Origin of the sequence: Kutzneria chonburiensis, from assembly GCF_028622115.1 — a bacterium.
In the GTDB taxonomy this organism is placed as follows: domain Bacteria; phylum Actinomycetota; class Actinomycetes; order Mycobacteriales; family Pseudonocardiaceae; genus Kutzneria; species Kutzneria chonburiensis.
On record NZ_CP097263.1, the window covers coordinates 682037 to 704836 of the forward strand.

Annotated in this window: 23 protein-coding genes; 20 read left to right on the plus strand and 3 right to left on the minus strand. The window is 69.8% G+C overall.

From position 1 onward, the window contains the following. Positions 1-49 precede the first annotated feature (49 nt). From M3Q35_RS03260 to M3Q35_RS03305, 10 genes are all read left to right on the plus strand, one after another. The gene (locus tag M3Q35_RS03260; protein ID WP_273940086.1) at positions 50-559 is read left to right on the plus strand and encodes a SigE family RNA polymerase sigma factor; all 510 of its coding nucleotides are present in this window, start codon (positions 50-52) and stop codon (positions 557-559) included. After that, a complete protein-coding gene (locus M3Q35_RS03265; RefSeq protein ID WP_273940087.1) occupies positions 556-1368 on the plus strand; it encodes a hypothetical protein in 813 nt (270 codons plus the stop codon). The genes M3Q35_RS03260 and M3Q35_RS03265 overlap by 4 nt, the downstream gene beginning before the upstream one ends. 74 nt (positions 1369-1442) lie before the next feature. Continuing rightward, on the plus strand, positions 1443-1991 hold the full coding sequence (locus tag M3Q35_RS03270) for a hypothetical protein (protein WP_273940088.1): 549 nt from the start codon (positions 1443-1445) through the stop codon (positions 1989-1991). Positions 1992-2002: 11 nt separating this feature from the next. After that, the gene (locus M3Q35_RS03275) at positions 2003-3679 is read left to right on the plus strand and encodes an RNA ligase family protein (protein WP_273940089.1); all 1677 of its coding nucleotides are present in this window, start codon (positions 2003-2005) and stop codon (positions 3677-3679) included. Next, positions 3679-6309: an RNA repair domain-containing protein gene (locus M3Q35_RS03280; protein WP_273940090.1), complete on the plus strand. Its 2631-nt coding sequence runs from the start codon at positions 3679-3681 to the stop codon at positions 6307-6309. The genes M3Q35_RS03275 and M3Q35_RS03280 overlap by 1 nt, the downstream gene beginning before the upstream one ends. Positions 6310-6342: 33 nt before the next feature. Then, positions 6343-7224: a phosphotransferase family protein gene (locus M3Q35_RS03285; RefSeq protein WP_273940091.1), complete on the plus strand. Its 882-nt coding sequence runs from the start codon at positions 6343-6345 to the stop codon at positions 7222-7224. 55 nt (positions 7225-7279) lie between these two features. Next, positions 7280-7486 carry a CYTH domain-containing protein gene (locus M3Q35_RS03290; RefSeq protein WP_273940092.1) on the plus strand — a complete coding sequence of 69 codons (207 nt, stop codon included), beginning with the start codon at positions 7280-7282 and terminating at the stop codon, positions 7484-7486. An 83-nt stretch (positions 7487-7569) separates the two neighbouring features. After that, positions 7570-8616 carry a CYTH and CHAD domain-containing protein gene (locus M3Q35_RS03295; RefSeq protein WP_273940093.1) on the plus strand — a complete coding sequence of 349 codons (1047 nt, stop codon included), beginning with the start codon at positions 7570-7572 and terminating at the stop codon, positions 8614-8616. 50 nt (positions 8617-8666) lie between these two features. Continuing rightward, the gene (locus M3Q35_RS03300) at positions 8667-8864 is read left to right on the plus strand and encodes a CsbD family protein (protein WP_273940094.1); all 198 of its coding nucleotides are present in this window, start codon (positions 8667-8669) and stop codon (positions 8862-8864) included. 89 nt (positions 8865-8953) lie between these two features. Then, positions 8954-9328, plus strand: a complete 375-nt coding sequence (locus M3Q35_RS03305) for an STAS domain-containing protein (RefSeq protein ID WP_273940095.1) — start codon at positions 8954-8956, stop codon at positions 9326-9328. Here M3Q35_RS03305 and M3Q35_RS03310 read toward each other — a convergent pair. Beyond that, on the minus strand, positions 9263-11404 hold the full coding sequence (locus M3Q35_RS03310) for a GAF domain-containing SpoIIE family protein phosphatase (RefSeq protein ID WP_273940096.1): 2142 nt from the start codon (positions 11402-11404) through the stop codon (positions 9263-9265). The genes M3Q35_RS03305 and M3Q35_RS03310 overlap by 66 nt on opposite strands. A gap of 82 nt (positions 11405-11486) precedes the next feature. Between M3Q35_RS03310 and M3Q35_RS03315 the strand changes: the two genes are divergently transcribed. After that, on the plus strand, positions 11487-15830 hold the full coding sequence (locus M3Q35_RS03315; protein WP_273940097.1) for a HAMP domain-containing protein: 4344 nt from the start codon (positions 11487-11489) through the stop codon (positions 15828-15830). A gap of 43 nt (positions 15831-15873) precedes the next feature. After that, the gene (locus M3Q35_RS03320) at positions 15874-16230 is read left to right on the plus strand and encodes an STAS domain-containing protein (RefSeq protein WP_273940098.1); all 357 of its coding nucleotides are present in this window, start codon (positions 15874-15876) and stop codon (positions 16228-16230) included. On the opposite strand, the gene M3Q35_RS03325 is transcribed toward M3Q35_RS03320, so the two are convergent. Further along, positions 16227-16550, minus strand: a complete 324-nt coding sequence (locus M3Q35_RS03325; RefSeq protein WP_273940099.1) for a plasmid stabilization protein — start codon at positions 16548-16550, stop codon at positions 16227-16229. The two genes, M3Q35_RS03320 and M3Q35_RS03325, sit on opposite strands and share 4 nt — an antisense overlap. 78 nt (positions 16551-16628) lie before the next feature. Here M3Q35_RS03325 and crcB (M3Q35_RS03330) point away from each other — a divergent pair, with 78 nt between their 5' ends. The 4 genes from crcB (M3Q35_RS03330) (at position 16629) to M3Q35_RS03345 (ending at position 19127) form a co-directional block, all read left to right on the plus strand. Further along, entirely contained in the window at positions 16629-17075 is a 447-nt protein-coding gene (gene crcB / locus M3Q35_RS03330) for a fluoride efflux transporter CrcB (RefSeq protein ID WP_273940100.1), read from the plus strand. Beyond that, entirely contained in the window at positions 17072-17428 is a 357-nt protein-coding gene (gene crcB / locus M3Q35_RS03335) for a fluoride efflux transporter CrcB (protein ID WP_273940101.1), read from the plus strand. Before crcB (M3Q35_RS03330) ends, crcB (M3Q35_RS03335) begins: the two co-directional genes overlap by 4 nt. After that, the gene (locus M3Q35_RS03340; RefSeq protein WP_273940102.1) at positions 17425-18639 is read left to right on the plus strand and encodes an MFS transporter; all 1215 of its coding nucleotides are present in this window, start codon (positions 17425-17427) and stop codon (positions 18637-18639) included. Before crcB (M3Q35_RS03335) ends, M3Q35_RS03340 begins: the two co-directional genes overlap by 4 nt. A gap of 194 nt (positions 18640-18833) precedes the next feature. Continuing rightward, positions 18834-19127 (plus strand): hypothetical protein, encoded by a 294-nt coding sequence (locus M3Q35_RS03345; RefSeq protein ID WP_273940103.1) that lies wholly within the window; start codon positions 18834-18836, stop codon positions 19125-19127. A 103-nt stretch (positions 19128-19230) separates the two neighbouring features. Here M3Q35_RS03345 and M3Q35_RS03350 read toward each other — a convergent pair whose 3' ends face one another. Further along, the gene (locus M3Q35_RS03350) at positions 19231-19755 is read right to left on the minus strand and encodes a hypothetical protein (protein WP_273940104.1); all 525 of its coding nucleotides are present in this window, start codon (positions 19753-19755) and stop codon (positions 19231-19233) included. A 54-nt stretch (positions 19756-19809) separates the two neighbouring features. Between M3Q35_RS03350 and M3Q35_RS03355 the strand changes: the two genes are divergently transcribed. From M3Q35_RS03355 to M3Q35_RS03370, 4 genes are all read left to right on the plus strand, one after another. Beyond that, positions 19810-20376 carry a TetR/AcrR family transcriptional regulator gene (locus M3Q35_RS03355; RefSeq protein WP_273940105.1) on the plus strand — a complete coding sequence of 189 codons (567 nt, stop codon included), beginning with the start codon at positions 19810-19812 and terminating at the stop codon, positions 20374-20376. Positions 20377-20558: 182 nt separating this feature from the next. Further along, positions 20559-21410 carry an alpha/beta fold hydrolase gene (locus M3Q35_RS03360; RefSeq protein ID WP_273940106.1) on the plus strand — a complete coding sequence of 284 codons (852 nt, stop codon included), beginning with the start codon at positions 20559-20561 and terminating at the stop codon, positions 21408-21410. 33 nt (positions 21411-21443) lie between these two features. Then, positions 21444-22055, plus strand: a complete 612-nt coding sequence (locus M3Q35_RS03365; RefSeq protein ID WP_273940107.1) for a sulfite oxidase-like oxidoreductase — start codon at positions 21444-21446, stop codon at positions 22053-22055. After that, complete coding sequence (locus tag M3Q35_RS03370; RefSeq protein WP_273940109.1) at positions 22048-22725, plus strand: FAD-binding oxidoreductase; 678 nt, start codon at positions 22048-22050, stop codon at positions 22723-22725. The genes M3Q35_RS03365 and M3Q35_RS03370 overlap by 8 nt, the downstream gene beginning before the upstream one ends. The last annotated feature ends 75 nt before the right edge of the window (positions 22726-22800 follow it).

Here is a 22800-nt window from a genome sequence, read left to right on the forward strand (position 1 = left end):
CGGCTGTCGCGGGCGTGTTCACTGGTGGAGCCGACGACACGGAGGGGACATGGCCGATCGCGACATCGCGTTCGCGCAGTTCGTCACGGCCAAGGGGGACGGGCTGCAGCGCACGGCCTACCTGCTGTGCGGGGACTGGCACCGCGCCGAGGACCTGACCCAGGTCACGTTCACGAAGCTGTACCGGCAGTGGCCGAAGCTGACCGACCGGGAGGCGCTGGACGGCTACGCCCGCAAGGTGCTGGTGCGGACGTTCCTGTCGGAGCGCCGCCTTGGCTGGTTCCGGCGGGAGCACGTCACGGCGGAGCACGAGGACGCCGCGGACCGCGGGATCGGGCAGCCGGAGGACCGGATGATGCTGCTGGCGGCGCTGGCCCGGGTGCCGAAGGGGCAGCGGGCGGTGCTGGTGCTCAGGTACTGGGAGGACCTGTCGATCGAGGACACGGCCCGGCTGCTGGAGTGCTCGGAAGGGACCGTGAAGAGCCAGGCGGCACGGGGGTTGCAGGCGCTGCGAACGCTGCTGGACGTGACACCACTGAGCCCGAGGAGGGGCGCGTGAACGAGCAGGACCTGCGGGAAGCACTCAGGGATGCGATGACGGAGGCGGTCCCGCCGCGCCCGGTGACGGCCGATGCGGCGCTGACGAAGGCGCAGCGGGCGCTGCGGGCCCGGCGGGCGAACATCGCCGGCCTGGGGGTGGGCGTGGCGGTGGTGGCGCTGGTCGCGGGGGCATTCACGGTGCCGTCGGCGCGCACGCTGCTGGGCCCGGCGGCGGGGCCGAAGACGACGCCCGCGCCGACGTCGTCGATCTCGCACGGCGACCGTACGCAGTACAAGGGCCCGCAGTACGACAAGGGCGTGCAGCTGTTGGACGCGCTCGACGGCATCCTGCCGTACCCGCTCCAGCGGGCCACCGCGGAGCAGACCAAGGGCGCGCGGTTCGACCTGCGCACGCATCAGGCCCAGGTCGAGGACTGGGACAAGAACACGTGGAGCTATTCGGCGATTGAGGCGGTCGCCCCGCCGGGGGCCAACGGCGCCGGACAGCTGAACGTCGAAGTGCACAGCCCGGGCAACGACATCCCGGCCGACCCCTGCCTGGCGGCCAAGGCCTTCTGGGGCGGGACGATCGGCGGCGACTGCCAGGACGTCCAGGTGGCCGGCAAGCACGTCGGGCTGGTCCGGCACACCACCAGCTCGCATCCCGACGCGCTCGCGGCGTACCGGTATCCGGACGGCACGGTGGTGTACCTGACGCAGAGCAAGGACTACTTCATGTCGGGCGCGGCCGGCCTGGCGACGCTGCCGCTGACCGACGACCAGTTGGCCAATCTGGTGCTCACGCCGGGCTTCAAGGTGGCCCCCTGAGGATTTCGTTGGGACGAACCGGGTCCCGTGTGTCAACCTGATCGCCGACAACGGACGATCAAGGGGGCACGGCCATGGAGAAGATTCCGACGATCTTCGAGCGGGACGGCCGTTTCCACGTCGTCGACCGCCCGCGCGCCGACTGCGCGTGGGTGTTCGACGGCGAGGGCACGGCGACGGAGAAGCTCGACGGCACCAACGTCCGGCTGACCGTGCGCTGTGGCAGCGTCGTCCGGGTCGAGAAGCGGCGCAACCCGAACCGGGAGCAGAAGCAGCGCGGCATCGTGGACGGCTGGTACGTCGACGCCGGTCCCGAGGACAAGTGGATCACGGCGGCGGCCGACGGCACCGACGTGTCGGCGTGGCCGGACGGCGAGCACTCGTGCGAGGCGATCGGCCCGCGCGTGCAGGGCAATCCGCTCGGCCTTGACGCCCATGTCTGCGTGCCGTTCAACCTGAGCGCGCCGGTGTATCTTGACGTGCCACGGGACTTCGCCGGCCTGAAGGCGTTCCTGGCCACTGTGGACAGTGTCTACTCGCCGGGGAACCTGGCCGAGGGACTGGTGTTCCACCACCAGGACGGCCGGCGGGCGAAGATCAAGCGCAAGGACTTCGGGCCGTGAAGGTTGCCCCCTTGAGAAGACACTATCCGCGCACGCCGCACCTGCCGTGGTCCCCGGGCGCCACGGCGGACGACGAGCGGACCGCGGACGTGTCCGGGCTGGCCGGGCGCGAGGTCGTGGTGACCGAGAAGCTGGACGGCGAGAACACCACGCTGTACCGCGACGGCCTGCACGCCCGGTCGTTGGACTCGGCCCATCACCCGTCGCGGGCGTGGGTGAAGTCCTTGCACGGCAACGTGTCCGGCGCGATACCGGAGGGATGGCGGGTGTGCGGCGAGAACATGTTCGCCCGCCATTCCCTCGGCTACGACGACCTGGACAGCTGGTTCTACGCCTTCTCGGTGTGGGCCGGCGACCGCTGCCTGTCCTGGGACGCCACGGTCCGGTTTGCCACGTCGCTGGGCATCCCGACGCCGAAGGTGTTGTGGCGCGGTGTTTTCGACGAACGCGTGCTGCGCAAGCTCCGGCTCGACCTGAGCAGGCAGGAGGGCTACGTCGTCCGGGCCGCCGACAGCTTCACGTTCGACAAGTTCCGGCACCGTGTGGCGAAGTGGGTGCGGACCGGCCACGTGCAGACCGACCAGCACTGGATGCTGGCCCCGGTGGTGGCCAACGGCCGCGGCCCGGCGTCGGCGCTGTGGGACGTCCGCGCCGGCATGGCGCCGGACGTGCCGGCCTTGCTGAACGCGGTAGGGTTTGACGCGGTGGAAGACCTCGGTGACGTGGTCGGTCGGCTGGATCTGCTGGGGCGTAGGGGAGACGCTCGGCTCTCCGGCGTGCTGGCGACGATGCTGCGTGGGCAGTCGCGGTGGAGGGTCGCGGCGGATCTCGTTGCACCGCTCGGCATGCGGCTCGCTCGACAGGTCGCCGACCTGACCGGTCTGTACGGCCGACTGCTGACGCCGTTCCCCGACGAGGAGCGTCGGGTCGGGCTCACGCGGTTGGCGTTGGCGGCCGATCTCGGTGTGCTGCATGCCGTTGCCGCGGCGGCCCAGCCGGACAACCCCGAGGTCGAGTGGTCTTCGCTGCATGCCGAGGAAGCCGGTCTGCTAGGCGCGAATCCGTTCGAGCCACTGAAGTCGGCGCTGCGGATGCAGGCGCTCGACGAGGACGTGGCCGACCGTTGCTGGGCCGAGGCCCGGTGCCGGATTTCCACTGCCGCCGAGGCGATTCCGCTGTCGTGGCGCTGGCGGTCGGGCGATTTCCCCCGTCTGATCGCCATGATCGGCCCGTCGGGCAGCGGCAAGAGCCAGTTCATCGCTTCCCTCAAGGGGATCGACGAGGTCGTGTCACTGGACGACCTGCGCGAGGCCCGGGGCTCTCGGGCCGACCAGAGCGCCAACTCGGCCATTTTTCACCTCGGCGTGCGGCAGCTGGATCAGACCCTCAAGCCCGGACGGACCGTGGTGTGGGACGCGACGTCGCTGAACCGCCGGCAGCGCGGCATGATCGAGACCGTCGCGGCCCGGCGGGACGCCTTGGTCACCAACGCGGTGCTGCTGGTGCCGGCCGAGGAGCTGTTCCGCCGCAACGGCAACCGCAGGCATCCGGTGCCGTCGGAGGTGCTTTCCGCCCAGCTGGGCCGGTTCTCACCGCCGTATCCGGGCGAGGCGCACCGCACGTGGTACGTCGGCCCGTCCGGTAGGGTCGAGGACGCCGCCGGGGCGCTCGGTCGCGAGGAGGGATGATGCGGACCAGCGAGGAGATCTATCACCGGGTCCGCTGGGATGCGCGGTTCGACCCGGCCCGGTTCGTGCTGGGCGTGGGCATGCGCGGCCGGCCGCCCAAGCGTGTGCCGCTGCCCGCGTTCGTGCCCGGCGGCGAGATTCCGTGGCACCGCATCGTGTTCGTGGAGGCCGACGGCGAGTTGGTGTGGGACCGCGCCAGCGGCGTCGACCGGATCGACGAGTCCGAGGCCGGCCGCGTGCTCGATCCGCGTCGACTGCACGCCCCGTTCTTCACCGCCAAGTCCCCGTTCGCGTGGGACGGCCTGGCCTGGTCGCCGGTCCGCACTGTCCAAGATGGACTTTTCGGCGATGGCCGGCTTCGGGTGTTGACGTGGAACACCTTGTGGGACCGCTACGACGCCGACCGTATCGACACCGCCGGCCGCCGTCCGCGGCTGATCGAGGAGCTGCGCAGCGCCGACGCCGACGTGATCGCCCTCCAGGAGGTCGAGGCCGGCTTGTTGACGCTGTTGCTGGCCACGCCCTGGGTGCGCACCGAGTACGTGGTCAGCGCCATCGACGGCCGGGAGGTCGACAGCACCGGCTTGCTGCTGCTGAGCCGAATTCCCGTGCGCGAGGCCGGTTTTCACGATCTCGGCCCACACAAGGCCGTCTCCGCTTTTGTCGTGGAGACCGCCGCCGGCGTGGTCGCCGTGGCCACCACGCACCTGACCAGCGACCACAGCGACCGTGGCGCCGAGATTCGTGTCACGGAACTCGCGGCGATCTTCGACGGCCTGTCCGATGTGGATTGTCCGTTGGTGCTGTTGGGCGACTTCAACGACGGCACCTCGATGCCGGCCGAGGCCCTACAGCTGACCGACGCGTGGGCCGAGGTCCACGGCCTCGCCGACCAGACCCCGACCTTCGACCCCGTGGCCAACCCGCTCGCCGCAATATCGTCGCTGACCGGCCGCGCTTCGCGGATCGACCGCGTTCTGGTCCGTGGGCTGCGTCCCGTCAACGCCTCGCTGCGGCGCGCCCCCGTCTCCGACCACTACGGCGTCGAGGCAGAGTTGTTGGTGGGCAAGGAGGACGGTGATGTCCTCGACATCCCGCCCACTGCCCGCACCGCCGTCGCCTGGCTGCCGCCTGACCTGCCCGAGGTGGCCGCCCTGCGCCGCCGGCACGATCCGCAGTTCGACCGTTGGCCCGCCCACGTGAACCTGTTGTTCGGCTTCGTGCCCGAGTCGGAATTCGAACGCGCCATACCCCTGTTGGCCGCCGCTGTCGCCCAGGTGCCGCCGTTTTCCGTGCGCCTGGACGGCGTGCACACCTTCGGCCATCGCCATGACGCCACCATCTGGCTCGACCCCGTCGCTCCCGAATGGACGGAGCTGCGCTCCGTCATCGCTCGCCCGTTCCCCGCTTGTGGTGGCCGGGACTTCACGCCGCACCTCACGTTGGGCCGCAGCAAAGACGCGCAAACGGTTGCGGCCGAGTGCGCCGCCCGACTGTCCCCTGTGGACGCCCAGGTAGGCGAGCTGGTCGTGCTCTCCCGCCGCGCCGACGAGCCAATGCGCGTCCGCGCCCGCATCGCTCTCGGCACCGGCACTGTGGGGTGGATCCCCGATGCCAGCGGCGCGACCGTGGCCGAGAGCGCCTCGGTCGACGCCATCGTCGATCGGGTGGCCGCCGCACTGGACGCCGCCGTGGTGCACGTTGTCGGTTCGCAGCGTACGGGCACCGCGTTGGCCGACTCCGATGTGGACCTTGTCGCGGCGGTAAGAGGTATCGCGGTAACAGGTCTTACCGACGCGCCGGGCATCACCGACGTCCGGCCGGTCGTGGGGGCGCGGGTGCCGGGCACGCGGATGGTCATCGATGGCCGGAAGGTGGATCTGGCGCTGGTCGACACCGGTGACCTGGACCCGGCCGAGGTGGTCGGTCGCCGCGCGGAGCTGGGATCGGCCGCTGCGATCGCGCTGAGCGCTGTCACCGATGCCGAGGCCCTCAGCGGCGTGAACACCACTGTGGTCCGTTCGGTCAAGGCGTGGGCCAGGGCTCGCGGCCTGGATTCGGCCCCGTTCGGCGGCCTGCCCGGCATCGCCTGGGCGATCATGGCCGCTTCCGTTGATTCCTCGAGTTTGGTCGACTTCTTCGCCCAATGGGCCGCTTGGGACTGGCGCGATGCCGTTGCCCTACGCGGCAGGCACACCGCCTACGGGCCCGTCACGATCATGACTCCCACCGAGCCCATTCGTTCGTGCACCGAACAGGTCGGCCTCGGTATGCGTGACCTGCTCACGCAGGAGCTCTACCGCGCCTGGGAGATCGCCGCCACCGAGCTGGATCCGTTGCCCCGCCTACTCGAATCTCCTCCGCTGCATCAGCGTCACGCCGCGTGGGCCGTGCTCGCCGCCGCCGACGATGGTCTGTTTCGGGGTCGCGTTCGGGCGCTACTCGCCTTGCTGGAGCCGGAGATGCCTGATGTGCACGCGTGGCCTCGCCCGTTCGCCCCGCACACTTACGCCATCGGCCTCGGCCGCACCCCGGTGACCGCCGACGGTCTCACCGCGCTCGCCTCCGCGTGGAGTGCTCGCACCACCGTCGAGTGGCGGCCTTCCGGTGATGTCCCCACGCTGCGCTGAAATTGGCTTGCCGTTCCGTGCCACAGTGGTGGTGTGGATCTGCTCCAGGCTGGTCTCGTGCTGCGCCCGCTGTGGCCCGATGTCTCGGTCACCGCCGTCGTCCCGCGCACCGGCGGCCAGCTCAGTCCGGTCTTCGAGCTCCGCGCCGCCGACCGCGTCGTGATCGTCAAGGCCTATGACGAGAAGTGGCGTTGGAAGCAGTCCAAGGAAGCCCACGTCTATCGCCTGTTGGCGTCCCACGGCGTCGCCCCCGTGCCCACTGTCCTTCGCGTCGAGCCCGACCCTTCCGTCATCGGCCGCGCTTTCACCGTCATGACCCATCTGCCCGGCACTCCGCTGTCCGAGACCCCGGTCGACGACCCCGCCGACGTCTACCGCCAGCTGGGCCGTTTGCTCGCCGCCATCCACACCATCCCCCAGCCCGCTTTCGGTTACGTCACCACCCATGTGCTCGACCCCGTGCCCGACAACACCACCTACATGGGCCGCCAGTTCGCCCGCAAGCTCCGCGAGTTCCTAGAGCTACAGGGCGATCCCCGCCTGCACGACCTCGTCCAGTCCTATGTCGCCGCCCACTCCGACCTCTTCTCCCGCTGCGTCGCCCCCGTCCTCTGCCACAACGACATCCACGAGGGCAACCTCCTCGTCCAGGACGGCAAGATCACCGGCCTCGTCGACGTCGAGAACACCTTGGCCGGCGACCCGTGGCTGGACGTGGCCAAGGCCGACTACTACAGCCGCCGCGCCCAGCTCCCGGCCCTCCTCGACGGCTACGGCGCTCTCCCCGACGACCGCCTGCGCCTGTACACCGTCTACCACGCCCTCGAGCTGTGGGACTGGTTCGCTTCGACCGGTCAACCCCAGTACCTCGACAGCATCGCCGCCGACATGTCCGCTCTTGTATCGGGCCCTTGACCCGCTTCGCCGCCACCCATGCATACCGGCGGGGGCTTCGTGGTAACCCTCGGTCATGGCTACGCGGACGAAGGAGACGGAGCGCAAGTACGAGCCGGTGGGGGAGGGGCTGCCGGCCGGTGTGCCGGGGGTGACCGTGGTGGGCAGCGGGGAAGACCTGCTGCTGGACGCGGTCTATCACGACACCGCCGACCTCCGGCTGGCCCGGAGCGGGGTGACGCTGCGGCGGCGCTCGGGGGTGCGGACGCGGGCTGGCATCTGAAGCTGCCGATCGAGGGTGACGCGAGGGATGAGATCAGGGCGAAGAAAGACGGGAAGCGGGTTCCCAAAGAGCTGGCGGATCTGGTGCTGGGGCTGACCAGGGGAGAACCGCTGGCACCGGTGGCGCACATCCGTACCAGGCGCAAGCGGTGGGAGCTGCTGGACAAGAACGGCAAGGTGGCGGCGGAGCTCGTAGAAGACGACGTCGAGGCGCAGACGCTCGGGGAGAACGAGCAGATGAAGGCCTGGCGTGAGATTGAAGTGGAGCTGGTGGCGGGCGGGCGAGAAGTGTTCGAGACCGTCGAGCGGACGCTGGGACGGCCGTCGAAAGCGCCGGCGAAGCTGATTCGGCTGCTGGGGGAACGAATTCCGAAACGGCCCAAGGCGGATGGGGTCACGGGGTACGTGCAACAGCAGGTGGAAGAGATGCGCCGACAAGACCTGCGGATACGGCAGGATGCCGACGACGCGGTGCACCGGATGCGGGTGGCCAGCCGACGGATTCGTAGTGTTCTGCAAGCGCATAGAGGGTCCCGCACGCTGAAGGAAGAGCTGCGGTGGCTGGGAACGGTGCTGGGAGAGGCCCGTGACCTGGAGGTTCTGTACGGACACCTGCGACAGAGCATCGGCGAGCTGCCGGAAGAACTGGTGCTGGGCAACGTCCGGCAGCGGCTGACGGAGACGTTTGCGCCACGGGAGCAGCAAGCCCGCGCCAAGGTGATGGAAGCCCTGCGTAGCAAGAGGTACTTCGCGCTGCTGAATCGGCTGGAGACGGTCAAGCTCCGGTTGAACGACCCGAAGGGGCGCCTGCGTAAGACGAAGAAGCGGGTGGCGAAGGCCTGGCGCGACGAGGCGAACAACCGAGGGTCCCTGCACGACGTGCGAAAGGCGGCGAAGCGCGCCAGGTACGCGGCGGAAGCGGCGGGCAAGGAGAAGCTGGCCCGCCGTATGAAGAAGCTGACCAAACGCCTCGGCGCGCATCAGGATTCCGTTGTGGCCAGGCAGGAACTCCGAGCGATCGGCATTCAGTCGCATTTGGACGGAGACAACGCCTATACGTACGGACTGCTGCACGGGTGTGAGCTACATCGCGCCGAAAACGCGAAGAAAGCCTTGCGGCGCAAAGTTTAGCGACCGGCCGCTCGGGAACCCTCAGGTCAGCGGAAGGGAGGCTCACAGACATGAGCACCGAAGGCAAGTTCGAAGGCAAGGCCGACGAGGTCAAGGGCAAGGTCAAGGAGGGCGTCGGCGACGCCACCGGCAACGAGCAGTGGCAGGCCGAAGGCCGCGCGGACCAGGTCAAGGGCGGCTTGAAGCAGGCCGGCGAGAAGGTCAAGGACGCCGCCGAGAAGGTGAAGGACGCGGTAAAGGGCAAGTGATCTGCCCCGAAGTCGCCCGCGCTCAGCGTTTGCTGGGCGCGGGCGACGGGTATCTATACCCGCGGTGAACGCGAACAAGGGACGCCCTGATGATCGAAGAAGACGTGAAGACGCTGCCCCTGTCCGGTGAGCTCGACGTCGGAACCCAGGCGGCGACCTCGGCGCGCATCGCCGAGGCGCTCGACGAGTCGCCCCGGTTTCTGGTGCTCGACCTGCGGGACGTCGACTTCCTCGGCTCGGCCGGACTGTCGGTCCTGATCGAGACGCAGCGCGCGGCGCAGGCCCGGGGCGTCGAGGTGTGCCTGGTGGCGACCCGCCGGGCGACGCTGCTGCCGCTGGAGCTGACCGGCCTGCTGACGATGTTCCCGGTGTTCGCGACCCCGGAGGACGCGGCCCGCTCAGCGCGCGCGCAGCGCGAGCAGGCAGGTGTCGTCCCGAGCGTTGGCTCCAACATGCGCCAATAGCCGGTCGGCGTACTGCTCAATCCCCTCGACCGTGTGCGCCGCGGTCGCCACGAGGTCGTCGAGGCACTCGTCGATGTCGAGGTTGGGCCGCTCGACGAGCCCGTCGGTGAACAACACGAGCCGATCCCCCGGCGCAAGCACCAGGGTGCTCTCCTCGTATCGGGGCGTGCTGAACGCCCCGAGCAGCGGACCGGCCGGCAGAGGCAGCAAGGACGCGACGCCGTCCCGTACCAACAGCGGCGGCAGATGCCCTGCCCGCGCCCAGACCAGCGTTGACGTCGAGGCGTCGTACAGCCCGCACAGCACGGTCCCGCTGACCCGCTCGGGCAGCGCCGCGGCGCTCGTGTTCAGCCAGGCCAGCATCTGCGCCGGCGGAGCCCCGGTCATGGCCAGCCCACGCAACGCGTTCCGCATCGCGATCATGCCCGTGACCACGGGAATCCCGTGCCCGGCGATATCGCCGATGACGAGCAGCAACTGCCCGGACGGCAGCGCGACGGCGTCGTACCAGTCGCCACCGACCAGGTGCTGCGTCGCGGCCGGCTGGTACCGCACGGCAATCTCCAGCCCGGCGGTCTGCGGCAGCTGCGTGGTCGGCGGAATGATCGCGTGTTGCAGCTGAATAGCCAGTTTCTGCTGCTCGTCGGCGTGCTCCGCGGTCACCTCCAGCGCGAATTCCGTGTGGTACTCGGATGTCACGTCCTGCCACGCCCCGCGCAGCTCGACGACGTCGCCGGCGCCCGGGTAGTCAGGCGCTGTCAACACCGGCTCGGCGAACAGCCGCAGCTGCCGGTCGGGCTTCTTGAACACGGCAGTGGCCGGCCGGCGGCCGTTGATCACGGTGTGCAGCAGCCGGCCCATGGTCGACTCGCCGTCCGGGCCGAGCTCGGCGGCCAGCTCCCGCAGCGGCATCGGATGCCCGACGCCGATCACCTCGGTCAGCCGCGGCGTCCACGTCACCCGCCCGGTGACCAGGCTTTCCTCCCACCCACCGAGCCCACCGGCCCGCAGCGCGTTCTCGGCCAGCTCGGCGTCCCCACGCTGCCGCCAGCTGATGGCCACGCCGTCGTACAGCCGGGCCACCCGCACCCGGCGCTCCTCGTCAAGGAACTCTTCGCTGACCCCGGTCTCCAGCACCCGTACGGCCCGCTCGAACAGCCCGTCGGCCTTCGCCGCGAACGGGAACAGGGCCAGCAGCCGCTCGCCGACCATGTCCGCCGGCAGCAGCGGCCAGCCCTCGCCCACGTGCTCAACGACGAAGTCGACGATTTTGCCGCCGACCCGCTCGGCCCGGGCCGTGAGCACGGCATCGACGAGACTGTCCAGCAGCCCGAGCAGCCAGGACTGCTCCCCGTCCACGTCGGTCAGGGCGCTGGCGCACAGGTCGGCCAGCGCGACCAGTTCGGTGCGCTGACCAGCGGTGAACTCCCGCCGCGGCACCGGCCAGCAGATCTCCAGCGCGCCCAGCACGGCCCGGCTGTTGCGGATCGGCAGCACGGCCCGAGCCCCGCCCGGCCAGCGCTCGGCTGCCGGCGCCAGCGCCGGATCCGACACGCCGGCCCGCAGCCAGAGCTGCCGTTGCTCCGCGACGGCGGTACGGACGTTGGCGGCGAACTGGGGCGGCAGGTGGCGCCACCGGCTGGCCTCCGACACCCCCAGGCCACGCTGGCCGACCAGCCCCAACGTGCCGTCCGGCTCGACCCGCCAGATCGCCAGCGCCACCGCGCCGGTCGGCAGCAGCGCCTCGGTGTACACGGCATCGGCCAGCGCGTCGCCGTCACGGGCGGTCGACACGCGGGCCTCGGCCAGCCGCAGGCCCAGCACGGGGATGTCGCCGCCGGCCGGCGGCGGGGCCGTCTCCATCAGCTCGGCGGCCATCTCCAGCGGCGTCAGTCCGACGCTCTCGGCCAGCGTGTGCAGGTGCTGGGTGGCATGGGCCAGGCTGCCCCCGACCCGCTCGACCAGCCGCCCCTTCGCCTGTTCGAGGACGGCGTCGGCGGCGGCGCGCGCCCGGAGCTGTGCGAGCTGCTCCCGCTGATGGGCCACCAGACGGGCGAGCCGTTCGAGGTCGGACACCGGCCGAGTGTAGAAGTGTCCGTTGCGTGATGCTCGCGTGCCAGGATGGATCTCCGGGGTACGGACGCGGTAGGAGCGGTGGATGGTGGTGGAGGGCAAGGCCGTGCAGAACGAGCGGCTCCAGCAGCTGCTCCAGGGCCTCAAGGCGGTGCGTGACGGCGATTTCAGCACGCGGCTGCCGCGGGTCGACGACGTGCTGATGGACGAGATGTCCGCCGTCTTCAACGGCATGGTCGACCAGCTCGCGCTGTTCACGTCCGAGGTGACCCGGGTGGCCCGCGAGGTGGGCACCGACGGCAAGCTGGGCGGCCAGGCCATCGTCCCGGGCGTGTCGGGCACCTGGAAGGACCTGACCGACTCGGTGAACGCGATGGCCGGCAACCTGACCGGCCAGGTCCGCGACATCGCCGAGGTGGCCACCGCGGTGGCCAAGGGCGACCTGACCCAGAAGATCACCGTTGACGTCAAGGGCGAGATGCTGGCCCTGAAGAACACCATCAACACCATGGTCGACCAGCTGTCCTCGTTCGCCGACGAGGTGACCCGGGTGGCCCGCGAGGTCGGCTCCGAGGGCCGGCTGGGCGGTCAGGCGACGGTGCCCGGCGTGGCCGGCACCTGGCGCGACCTCACCACCTCGGTGAACTTCATGGCCGGCAACCTGACCGACCAGGTCCGCAACGTCGCCCAGGTGACCACCGCGGTGGCCAAGGGCGACCTGACGCAGAAGATCACCGTCGACGCCCGCGGCGAGATCCTGGAGTTGAAGAACACCATCAACACGATGGTCGACCAGCTGTCGGCCTTCGCCGACGAGGTCACGCGCGTGGCCCGCGAGGTCGGCACCGACGGCATCCTCGGCGGCCAGGCCCAGGTGCCCGGCGTCGGCGGCACCTGGCGGGCGCTGACCACGTCGGTGAACTTCATGGCCGGCAACCTGACCTCCCAGGTGCGGTCGATCGCCCAGGTCACCACGGCCGTCGCCAAGGGCGACCTGACGCAGAAGATCACCGTGGACGTCAAGGGCGAGATGCTGGCCCTGAAGAACACCGTGAACACGATGGTCGACCAGCTGTCCTCCTTCGCCGACGAGGTCACGCGCGTGGCCCGCGAGGTCGGCACCGACGGCAAGCTGGGCGGCCAGGCCGACGTGAAGGGCGTGTCCGGCACCTGGAAGGACCTCACCGACTCGGTGAACGTCATGGCCGGCAACCTCACCGACCAGGTGCGCTCCATCGCCCAGGTGACCACGGCGGTGGCCCGCGGCGACCTGACGCAGAAGATCCGGGTCGACGCCCGCGGCGAGATCCTGGAGCTCAAGGAGACCATCAACACGATGGTCGACCAGCTGTCGGCCTTCGCCGACGAGGTCACGCGGGTGGCCCGCGACGTCGGCACGCAGGGCGACCTCGGCGGCCAGGCCATCGTGCGTGGCGTGTCGGGCACCTGGAAGGACCTGACCGACAACGTCAACGTGATGGCGTCCAACCTGACCGGCCAGGTGCGGTCCATCGCCCAGGTGGCCACCGCGGTCGCCCAGGGCGACCTGACCAAGCGGATCCGCGTCGAGGCCAAGGGCGAGATCGCCGGCCTGGCCGACACCATCAACACCATGGTCGACACGCTGTCGGCCTTCGGTGACGAGGTCACGCGGGTGGCCCGCGAGGTCGGCACCGAGGGCATGCTCGGCGGCCAGGCCCGGGTGCCCGGCGTGTCCGGCACGTGGAAGGACCTCACCGACTCGGTGAACGTGATGGCCGACAACCTGACCTCGCAGGTGCGGTCGATCGCCCAGGTGACCACGGCGGTGGCCCGCGGCGACATGTCCAAGAAGATCGACGTGGACGCGCGCGGCGAGATCCTGGAGCTGAAGACGACCATCAACACGATGGTCGACACGCTGTCCTCGTTCGCGGTCGAGTCGACCAGGGTGGCCCGGGAGGTCGGCCGCGAGGGCCGGCTGGGCGTGCAGGCCGAGGTCGAGGGCGTGTCGGGCACGTGGAAGCGGCTCACCGAGAACGTCAACGAGCTGGCGCTGAACCTGACCCGGCAGGTGCGGTCCATCGCCGAGGTGACCAGCGCCGTGGCCACCGGCGACCTGACCCGCTCCATCACGGGCGAGGCGCAGGGCGAGCTGGCCGAGCTCAAGGACAACATCAACTCGATGGTGCAGTCGCTGCGCGAGACCACGCGGGCCAACCAGGACCAGGACTGGCTCAACACCAACCTGGCCCGGTTCTCCGGTCTCATGCAGGGCCACCGCGAGCTGCGGATGGTGGCCGAGCTGATCATGAACGAGCTGACGCCGCTGGTCGACGCCCAGCTCGGCACGTTCTTCCTGGCCGAGCCGGGCGAGGAGGGCGTGACGCTGCGGCTGGTCGCCGGCTACGGCACGGTGCGGCTGGGCGACGAGCAGCACGACGAGCTGCCGACCGAGTTCCGGCTGGGCCAGTCGCTGGTCGGACAGGTGGCCAGCACCAAGAAGGCCATCGTGGTCGACCAGACGCCGACCGACTACGTGCGCATCGCCTCCAGCCTGGGCTCGTCCAACCGGGCCAGCCTGATCGTGCTGCCCATCGTGTTCGAGGACCAGGCCCTCGGCGTGATCGAGCTGGCCTCCTTCAGCCGGTTCACGCCGGTCCAGCGGGACTTCCTCGAGCAGCTGATGGAGACCATCGGCGTCAACGTGAACACGATCATCGCCAACGCCCGCACCGACTCGCTGCTGGCCGAGTCCCAGCGGCTGACCCAGGAGCTGCGGGCCCGTTCCGAGCAGCTCCAGGAGCAGCAGGGCGAGCTGCGCCGCTCCAACGCCGAGCTGGCCCGGCAGAACCGGGACATCGAGGTCAAGAACTTCGAGATCGAGCAGGCCCGCCAGGAGCTGGAGGAACGGGCCCAGCAGCTGGCCCTGACCTCCAAGTACAAGTCCGAGTTCCTGGCCAACATGTCGCACGAGCTGCGCACGCCGCTCAACAGCCTGCTCATCCTGGCCCGGCTGCTGGCCCAGAACCCCAGCCGCAACCTGACGCCCAAGCAGGTCGAGTTCGCCAACGTGATCCACTCCGCCGGCACCGACCTGCTCCAGCTGATCGACGACATCCTCGACCTGTCCAAGGTCGAGGCGGGCAAGATGGACATCCACCCGGAGCGCTTCCCGCTGCCGCAGCTGCTGGAGTACGTGCGGGCCACGTTCCAGCCGCTGACCGTGGAGAAGGGCCTCGGCTTCGGCGTGCAGGTGGCGCCGGACGTGCCCGAGCACATCTACACCGACGAGCCCCGGCTGCGGCAGGTGCTGCGCAACCTGCTGTCCAACGCGGTCAAGTTCACCGAGACCGGCCGGGTCAACCTGGCAGTGCGGCTGGCCGGCGACACCGTCGAGTTCGCCGTCTCGGACACCGGCATCGGCATCGCCCCGGACAACCTGGAGACCATCTTCGGCGCGTTCCAGCAGGCCGACGGCACCACCAGCCGCCGGTACGGCGGCACCGGCCTCGGCCTGTCGATCAGCCGCGAGGTGGCCTACCTGCTCGGCGGCGAGATCAAGGCCGAGAGCGAGCTCGGCGTCGGCAGCACGTTCACCCTGCACCTGCCGGTCGAGCCGGACTTCGCCGAGCCCGCGCCGGCCCTGGAGCCGGCCGCGCCGGACGCCCGCCGCCGGGTGCTGGTGCTGGAGTCCGGCGGCGACGAGCTGTCCACGCTGGCCCGGCAGGTCGCCGTCACCCTCGGGGATCCGCACGTCACGGTGGCCGCCACCCCGGACGAGGCCGTGTCGGCGCTGCTGGCCGCCCCGCACCAGGCCGTTGTCGTCGACCTCAACCTGCCCGAGGCCATGTCGCTGACGTTCCTCAAGCGGCTGGCCAACCACCCCGACCTGGTCGCGCTGCCGGTGTTCGCCTACCTGTCGCGGCCGCTCACGCCGGCCCAGGACCGGCTGCTCCAGTCGCACGTGCGCAACCGGGCCGTGGAGCTGGTCGGCAGCGTCGACGCGCTGCGCGAGCGGCTGGTGCGGCAGCTGTCCACCGAGGAGCACGCGCACGACGGCCTGCGCGGGCGCAAGGTGCTGGTCATCGACGACGACGTGCGCAACGTGTTCGCCATCGTCGGCATGCTGGAGACGTACGGCATGACCGTGCTGCACGCCCCCAACGGCCGCAAGGGCATCGAGGTGCTGCTGGCCAACGCCGACATCGACCTCATCCTGATGGACGTGATGATGCCGGAGATGGACGGCTACGCCACCACCGCCGCGGTGCGGGCCATGTCCCAGTTCGCCGACCTGCCGATCATCGCCGTCACGGCCAAGGCCATGCAGGGCGACCGGGAGAAGAGCCTTGCCTCCGGGGCCAACGGCTACGTGACCAAGCCGGTGGACGCCGATCAGCTGCTCGACACGATGCAGACGGTGCTGGGCGAGGCCGGCGAGAACTGACCCGTGCCGTATTCTGCGGCGTCAGTCGACCATGGGAGAGCACGTGCCCGAGAACTCCGGCTCCTTCGCCGCCGCCACCGAGCTGGTCGGCGGTGTCGCCGTCGTCCGCCTGGCCGGTGAGCTCGACATGCAGACCGTGCCGGCGGCGACCCTCGAGCTGGACAACGCCATCGAGGGCGCGCCGGCCGGCCTGGTGGTCGACCTGACCGGGCTGACCTTCCTGGCCTCGGCCGGCCTGGCCATGCTGGCCGCCGTGAGCGCGAAGGCCGGTCAGGCGTCGGTGACGCTGCGGTTGGCCGCCGACAACCGCGTGGTGCTGCGCCCGCTCCAGATCACCGGCCTCGACGCGGGCTTCGACATCCGGGAGTCCGTCGAGTCGGCGCTGGGCGATCTCGGCTAGCGGCCGAGCGCGTTGGCCAGCTGCTTCTTCGTCATCTTCGAGCGGCCCTTGATGTTGCGCTGCTTCGCCTCGTTGTAGAGCTGGTCCCTGGTCGGGCCCTGCGAGCCGGAGTGCGAGCGCTTGCCGCCGCGGTGCTGCGGCGACACGTCCTTGATGGACGACCGGCTCGCGGTGCGGGACTCGCCTTCCTGGGCCCGGTTCTTGTTCACGGTGCGGGCCGCGATCTCCTCGGCCCGTTTCGTGCTGGCGCCGCGCTCCTTCTGCGAGTCCTTGATGTGCTGGTACTGCCGCTCACGCTTGTTGCTCCACGCCTGGGGCATGACTGCGCACCTCCTTGGTGCCGGGAGTACCCGCAGGCACGGCAAGCTATGCTGAGGGCGGTTCCCATAGGAGGATGTGTGTCCGTCGACCCCGATGTCGACGTCCATATCCCGGCGCAACGGCGTGAGCTGGCCCGTACCCACGGCGGGGTGCTGGTGGTGATCGCGCTCGGCGGCGGGTTGGGGGCGTTGGCCCGCTACGGCATCTCGCAGTGGCTGCCGACCACGCCGGATCACTTTCCCTTGGGCACGTTCCTCATCAACGTGGTGGGCTGTTTCCTGATCGGCGTGCTGATGGTCCGATGGGGACAGCGGCCGCTGCTGCGACCGTTCCTCGGCGTGGGCATTCTGGGCGGTTTCACCACTTTTTCCACCTATGCCGTGGAAACGCGGGCCATGCTCACCCCGGGGCAGGTGCCGCTGGCGATGGCGTACCTGTTCGGCACGCTGGCCGCGGCCATGCTCGCGGTGCTGGGCGGCGTGGTGTTGATGCGGGCGCTGACCCGGAAGCCGGTGGCGGTGTGACGCTGGTTCTGGTGTTCGTGGGGGCGATGGTCGGCGCCCCGCTGCGCTATCTGACCGACCGGACCGTGCAGGTCCGGCACGACTCGATCTTCCCGTGGGGCACCATGACGGTGAACGTCGTCGGCTGCCTGGTGCTGGGATTCCTTGCCGGGCTGGGGACAACGCTGCCCAGCGGGGTGGCGGCGCTGGCGGGCACCGGTTTCTGCGGCGCGCTGACCACGTACAGCACCTTCAGCTACGAGACGCTGCGGCTGATCGAGCAGAAAGCCTATGTGTACGCGGTGATGAACGTGCTGATCAGTCTGATCGCCGGCCTGGGCGCGGTGTTCCTCGGCTACGCACTGGCCGCATGAGCGATACTCGGTTACTTGCCTCGCCGGGATTCCGGCTGTTCTGGGCGTCCGACGCCGTCTCCATGACCGGCTCGTACGTGACGACGGTGGCGGTGCCGCTGCTGGCGGCCAACGTGCTCCAGGCCACCGGCACCGAGTTCGGCCTGCTGCGGGCCGCGCCGTGGCTGCCGTACCTGCTGTTCGGCGTGGTCGCCGGCGTGCTGGTGGACCGGTGTCACCGCAAGCCGATCCTGGTCGGGGCCGACCTGGCCCGGTTCGTGCTGATGGCCGTGATCCCGTTGCTGGCGGCGTTCGATCGGCTGTCGATGCCGGTGCTGATCGTGCTGACGGCCCTGATCGGCACGTTGTCGCTGGCCTATGACGCCGCGCACCAGTCGTTCCTGCCGCGTCTGGTGCCGCGGGAGCAGTTGGCCGACGGCAACGCCCGTCTGCACCAGACCGATTCCACCGCGCAGATGGTCGGGCCCGCGCTGGCCGGTGCGCTCGTGCAGGCCGTCGGCGCGGCCGCCGCCGTGCTGGTCGACGCCGTGTCGTTCCTGCTCTCCGGGCTCCTGCTGGCCCGCGTCCGCGTCGACGAGCCGGTTGAGCGGCCCGAATCCCGCAACCTGCGGCGGGAGATGCGGGAGGGCCTGGCGTGGGTGTACCGCGACCCGGTGCTGGCCGCGATGGCGCTCACCGGGCACGTGTGGTTCTTCTTCAATGCCATCGCCAGCACCGCCCTGCCGCTGTACCTCGTGCGGGTGCTGCATGCCGATTCGTTGGCGTACGGCGTGACCGTCGCCGCGGCCGGCGTCGGCGGGGTTCTCGGCGCGCTGTTGTCCACTCGCCTCGGCCGGCGCCTCGGCGGCGGGCCCGTCATCGTCGCCGGGCATTGGTTGGTCCCGCTGGGCTACCTGCTGGTCCCGTTCGGCGGCGGCGGTATCGCCGGTCTGATCATGGTCGGCGCCGCGCAGTTCGTGTTCGGGCTCGGCATCGGCATCCAGAGCCCGTTGGAGATGGGCTACCGCCAAGGCGTCACGCCGGACCGCTTGCAGGGCCGGATGAACGCCACCATGCGCTCGTTCAACCGCGGCTCCCTCGTGCTCGGCGCCGCCCTCGGCGGCGTGCTCACCGACTGGATCGGCCTCTCGGCCGCGTTGTGGGTAGGCATCGCCGGGCTCGTCGCACAGGCCGTCGCCGCGATGCTGTCCCCTTTGCGCACCATTTCCTGAACGCTATCGGCGGGCCGACAATGATCGTTAGCGGCGGCCGGACCCGTGTCACTCGATCGGATGTACAGGTGTCTCGAATTCGCATACGTGGATTCCATCGCTAACACATGGCGACAGGTCGACGACGTGTCATCACAGTTCACGGGCAACGGGTCCGGAATTCGTGTGATGGAATATGCGAGGATGGTGAACCCATGGTCGACCGCTACACCAAAGGGGCTGTCGGTGTCATGGTCGCGGCCGTCATCGGTCTGGTGATCGGTGCGAGCATGCACGCCAAGTACGCCTCCGAGGTGCAGTCCTGCTCGACGTTGTTGCACCAGATCGAGCAGCGCGTCTCGTCGACGTACAAGGCGACCTGCACGACCGCTTCGTCGATGGCCGGCATCGGCACCGCAATCATGGTCGTCTGCGGCGCGGTGGCTGTGCTCGCCGCCGTCGTCGGAATCGTGCGTTACCTGCAAACCGTGCAGAGCAAGTCCGCGTAGTGCGGTTCTTGTCGCGTTTTCGTTTCGGGTCCGCACCATTTTCCTGGTGCGGACCTCGCGTCGCGCCGGGATTGACGGCGGCTCCCTCGCCGCGCACCATCCCCTAATCCTCGGCAACCGCCAGGAACGTCACCGTGATGCCGCCGCCCGTGCCGATGACGGCGCGGTCGAAGGTGTAGTGGGTCAACGGGTTCCAGCTCAGCGGACTTGGCTTGCCGGTCTCGCTCCACTGGCTCACGTAGGAGAGGTCGCAGTTGCTCCGCCAGCGCGCCTCGGGTCCGAGCAGGTCGATCAACCGCGCGAGCATCGTCGTCGCCTCGGCCGTGCGGACCGGACCTGTCTCGACGCCGTAGGCGAGATCGCGGGTGCAGGTGTTCACCAGAAACGCCAGCAGGCGGTCGGTCGGCACGTCGACCGGCAGCAGCGCCGCAGCGACGTCCTCGATTGTGGTCGGCAGCGTGCCGTGGGTGGCCGCGGGCGGGTACGGCCAGGAGATGTCTCCGGTCAGCATCGAGTGCAGCGGCTGTGCGGACTCTCCGCCGGCGTCGACCACCGAGAGCCGCAGCGGCAGGTCCTGCTCGGTCAGGTGGCGCAGCAGCGAGCGGACGGTGTCCCGGTCGGCGATCATGCCGTGCAGCCTATCCTTCTTGACCGATCGTTCCGTTATGGCTAGCGTGGCGGCATGGCCAGGACCAAGGAGTTCGATCCGGACGTCGCGCTGCGGGCGGCGCTGGACCTGTTCTGGCGGCAGGGCTACGAGGCGACGTCGGTGCAGGATCTGGTCGATCACCTTGGCATCGGCCGGGCCAGCATCTACGCCACCTTCGGCAGCAAGGACGAGCTCTACCGGCAGGCCCTGAAGCGGTACTCGGGCGATCTCGGCCTGCGCTACCTCGACCTGCTGTCCGGGCCGAGCCCGCTGGCGGCGGTGCGGGAGCTGATGGCGTCGGTGGCGTTCGAGGCGGTCACCGACCCGAAGGGCTGCCTGATCACCAACACCGCGGTCGAATGCCCGGCGGTCAGTGGCATCGAAGTGCTGGTGGAACGGGGATTCAACGGCTTGCAGGCGATGCTGGCCGGGGCGCTGGTGCGGGCGCAGGACGAGGGGGAGCTGGCGGCGGACAAGGATCCGCAGGCGTTGGCCCGGTTCCTGGTGACGTTCATGCAGGGCCTGCGGGTGATGGCCCACCGGCCGGACGAGCACCGCATCCGCGACGCCCTCGACCAGGCGCTCACCCTCCTCGCCTGACCCGGCCCGACCGACCCCCGCGCTTTTTGCCGCTACCTGAGTGGCTCATTTGCGCTCCGAAGCCAACTGAGCCACTCACGTGCATCCCCCGGGCACGTGAGTGGCTCAGTTGGGTGCTGAGGCCAACTGAGCCACTCAGGTAGCGAAAAATTATGGAACGAACGGTCTGGAAAGGTGTGAGGATGGGTGACGTCGAGCTTGCGGCGGAGCTGGGGCTGCGGAGTGGGCACGCGGAGGTGAACGGGACGCGGCTGCACTACGTGACGGGTGGCGAAGGGGAGCCGCTGGTGCTGCTGCCGGGGTGGCCGCAGACCTGGTGGTCGTACCACCGGATTTTGCCGAAGCTGGCGCGGCGGCGGGTGATCGCGGTCGATCTCAGGGGCATGGGCGGGTCGGACAAGCCGGTAATGGGCTATGACAAGAAGACCATGGCGGGGGATGTCCACGAGCTGATCCGCCACCTCGGCCACGAAAAGGCCGATGTGGCCGGGCACGACATCGGGGCGATGGTGGCGTTCAGCCTGGCGGCCAACCACCCCGAGTCCGTGAACAAGATCGCGCTGCTGGACGTGCCGCACCCGAGCGACTCCTTCCACGAGCTGCGGGTGCTGGGGCCGAACGCGCTGTGGTGGTTCGCCTTCAACCAGCTGACCACGCTGCCGGCGCAGCTGCTCGCCGGCCGGGCCCGGCTGCTGGTCGACCACATGATCGAGCGACTGGCCCTGGACCCGGCGGCGATCCCGGACCGCGACCGGGCGATCTACGCGGCGGCGTACGACACGGAAGAGGCGATCACGGCGGGCAACCGGTGGTACCAGGCGTTCGAACGGGACATCGAGGACCTGCGCTCGTACGACAAGGTGACGACCCCGGTGCTGGGCCTGCTGGCGCCCTGGGCCGCCCCGGCGGTGGAGGCGGCCATCACGCGGGCCGCCACCGACGTGCGGATCCGCGTGATTCCGGACAGCGGACACTTCCTCGCCGAGGAACGGCCGGAACAGGTGCTGGCCGAGTTCGAAGAATTCTTCGGGTAGCCGGTTTCCCGACAGCGAAGGCATACTGCGGCCATGAGTCGACCGACGCGGGGCTTCGTCGGCAAGCGACGGGCCCCGAGGGACCGGCGGTTGCCGCCCGGCCAGTACGACATCGGCCGCGACTTCCCGGTGCTGACCGCGGAAGTCACGCCACGGGTGCACACCGACCGCTGGACCATGACGGTCGACGGCCTGGTGCGCAAACCCGGCAGGTGGACGTGGGACGAGCTGCACGCGCTGCCGCAGGAGGAGTACCGCGGCGACATCCACTGCGTCACCACGTGGTCGAAGTTCGACACGCGGTTCGGCGGCGTCAGCATCGACCTGCTGCTGGACCAGGCCGAGCCGCTGGACACGGCCACGCACGTGCTGGCCACGTCGACCACGGGCTACACCACCAACCTGCCGCTGGAGCACCTGCGCAACGGCAAGGCCTGGCTGGTGTGGACGCACGAGGGCAAGCCGCTGCACCGCGACCACGGCGGCCCGGTGCGGCTGCTGGTGCCGCACCTGTACTTCTGGAAGAGCGCCAAATGGGTCACCAAGCTGACCCTGCTCGACCACGACGTGCAGGGTTTCTGGGAGCGCAACGGCTATCACGACCTCGGCGACCCCTGGCGCGAACAGCGGTACCAAGGTGACTGACCCCCGCGGCTGGCGCTACGCCAAGGTCATCTCGACGAGCCACGACACCCCGCACAGCGTGACGCTGCGGCTGGACGTGCCGGACCGGGTGCGGCATCTGTCCGGCCAGCACTACGTGATTCGGCTGACCGCCGAGGACGGCTACCGGGCGCAGCGCTCGTACTCGGTGGCGTCGGCGCCGGACGACCCGCTGCTGGAGCTGTTCGTGGAACGGCTCGAGGACGGCGAGGTCTCCACGTACCTGGCCGATGTCGTGGTGCCCGGCGACGAGCTGGAGATCCGCGGCCCGATCGGCGGCTGGTTCGCGTGGAACGGCAGCACGCCGGCGCTGGGCATCGGCGGCGGCTCCGGTGTCGTGCCGATGATTTCCATGCTGCGGCACAATTCCGACAACTTCCGCGTGGCTGCGTCGGTGCGCACGGCGGTGGATCTGCCCTATGCCGCCGAACTTACGGCCGCCGGGGCGCTGATCGCGGTGACCCGGGAGGACTTCGGCGGCCGGGCCGCGGGTCGGCTGACCGCGCACGAACTGCTGCCCCTCTACACGCCCGGCGCCGTCTGCTACGTCTGCGGATCGGCCGCTTTCGCCGAGGCGGCAAGCATGTTGCTGCTCGACATCGGCGTGCCGACGGAGGACATCCGGGTCGAAAGGTTCGGTCCCTCGGGCTGATTCACCGTACGGACAGATGGCGTTCATGGCATGGATGCTCCCTCGGCCTAGGTTCCTCGCGTTCCCGGAGCTGAG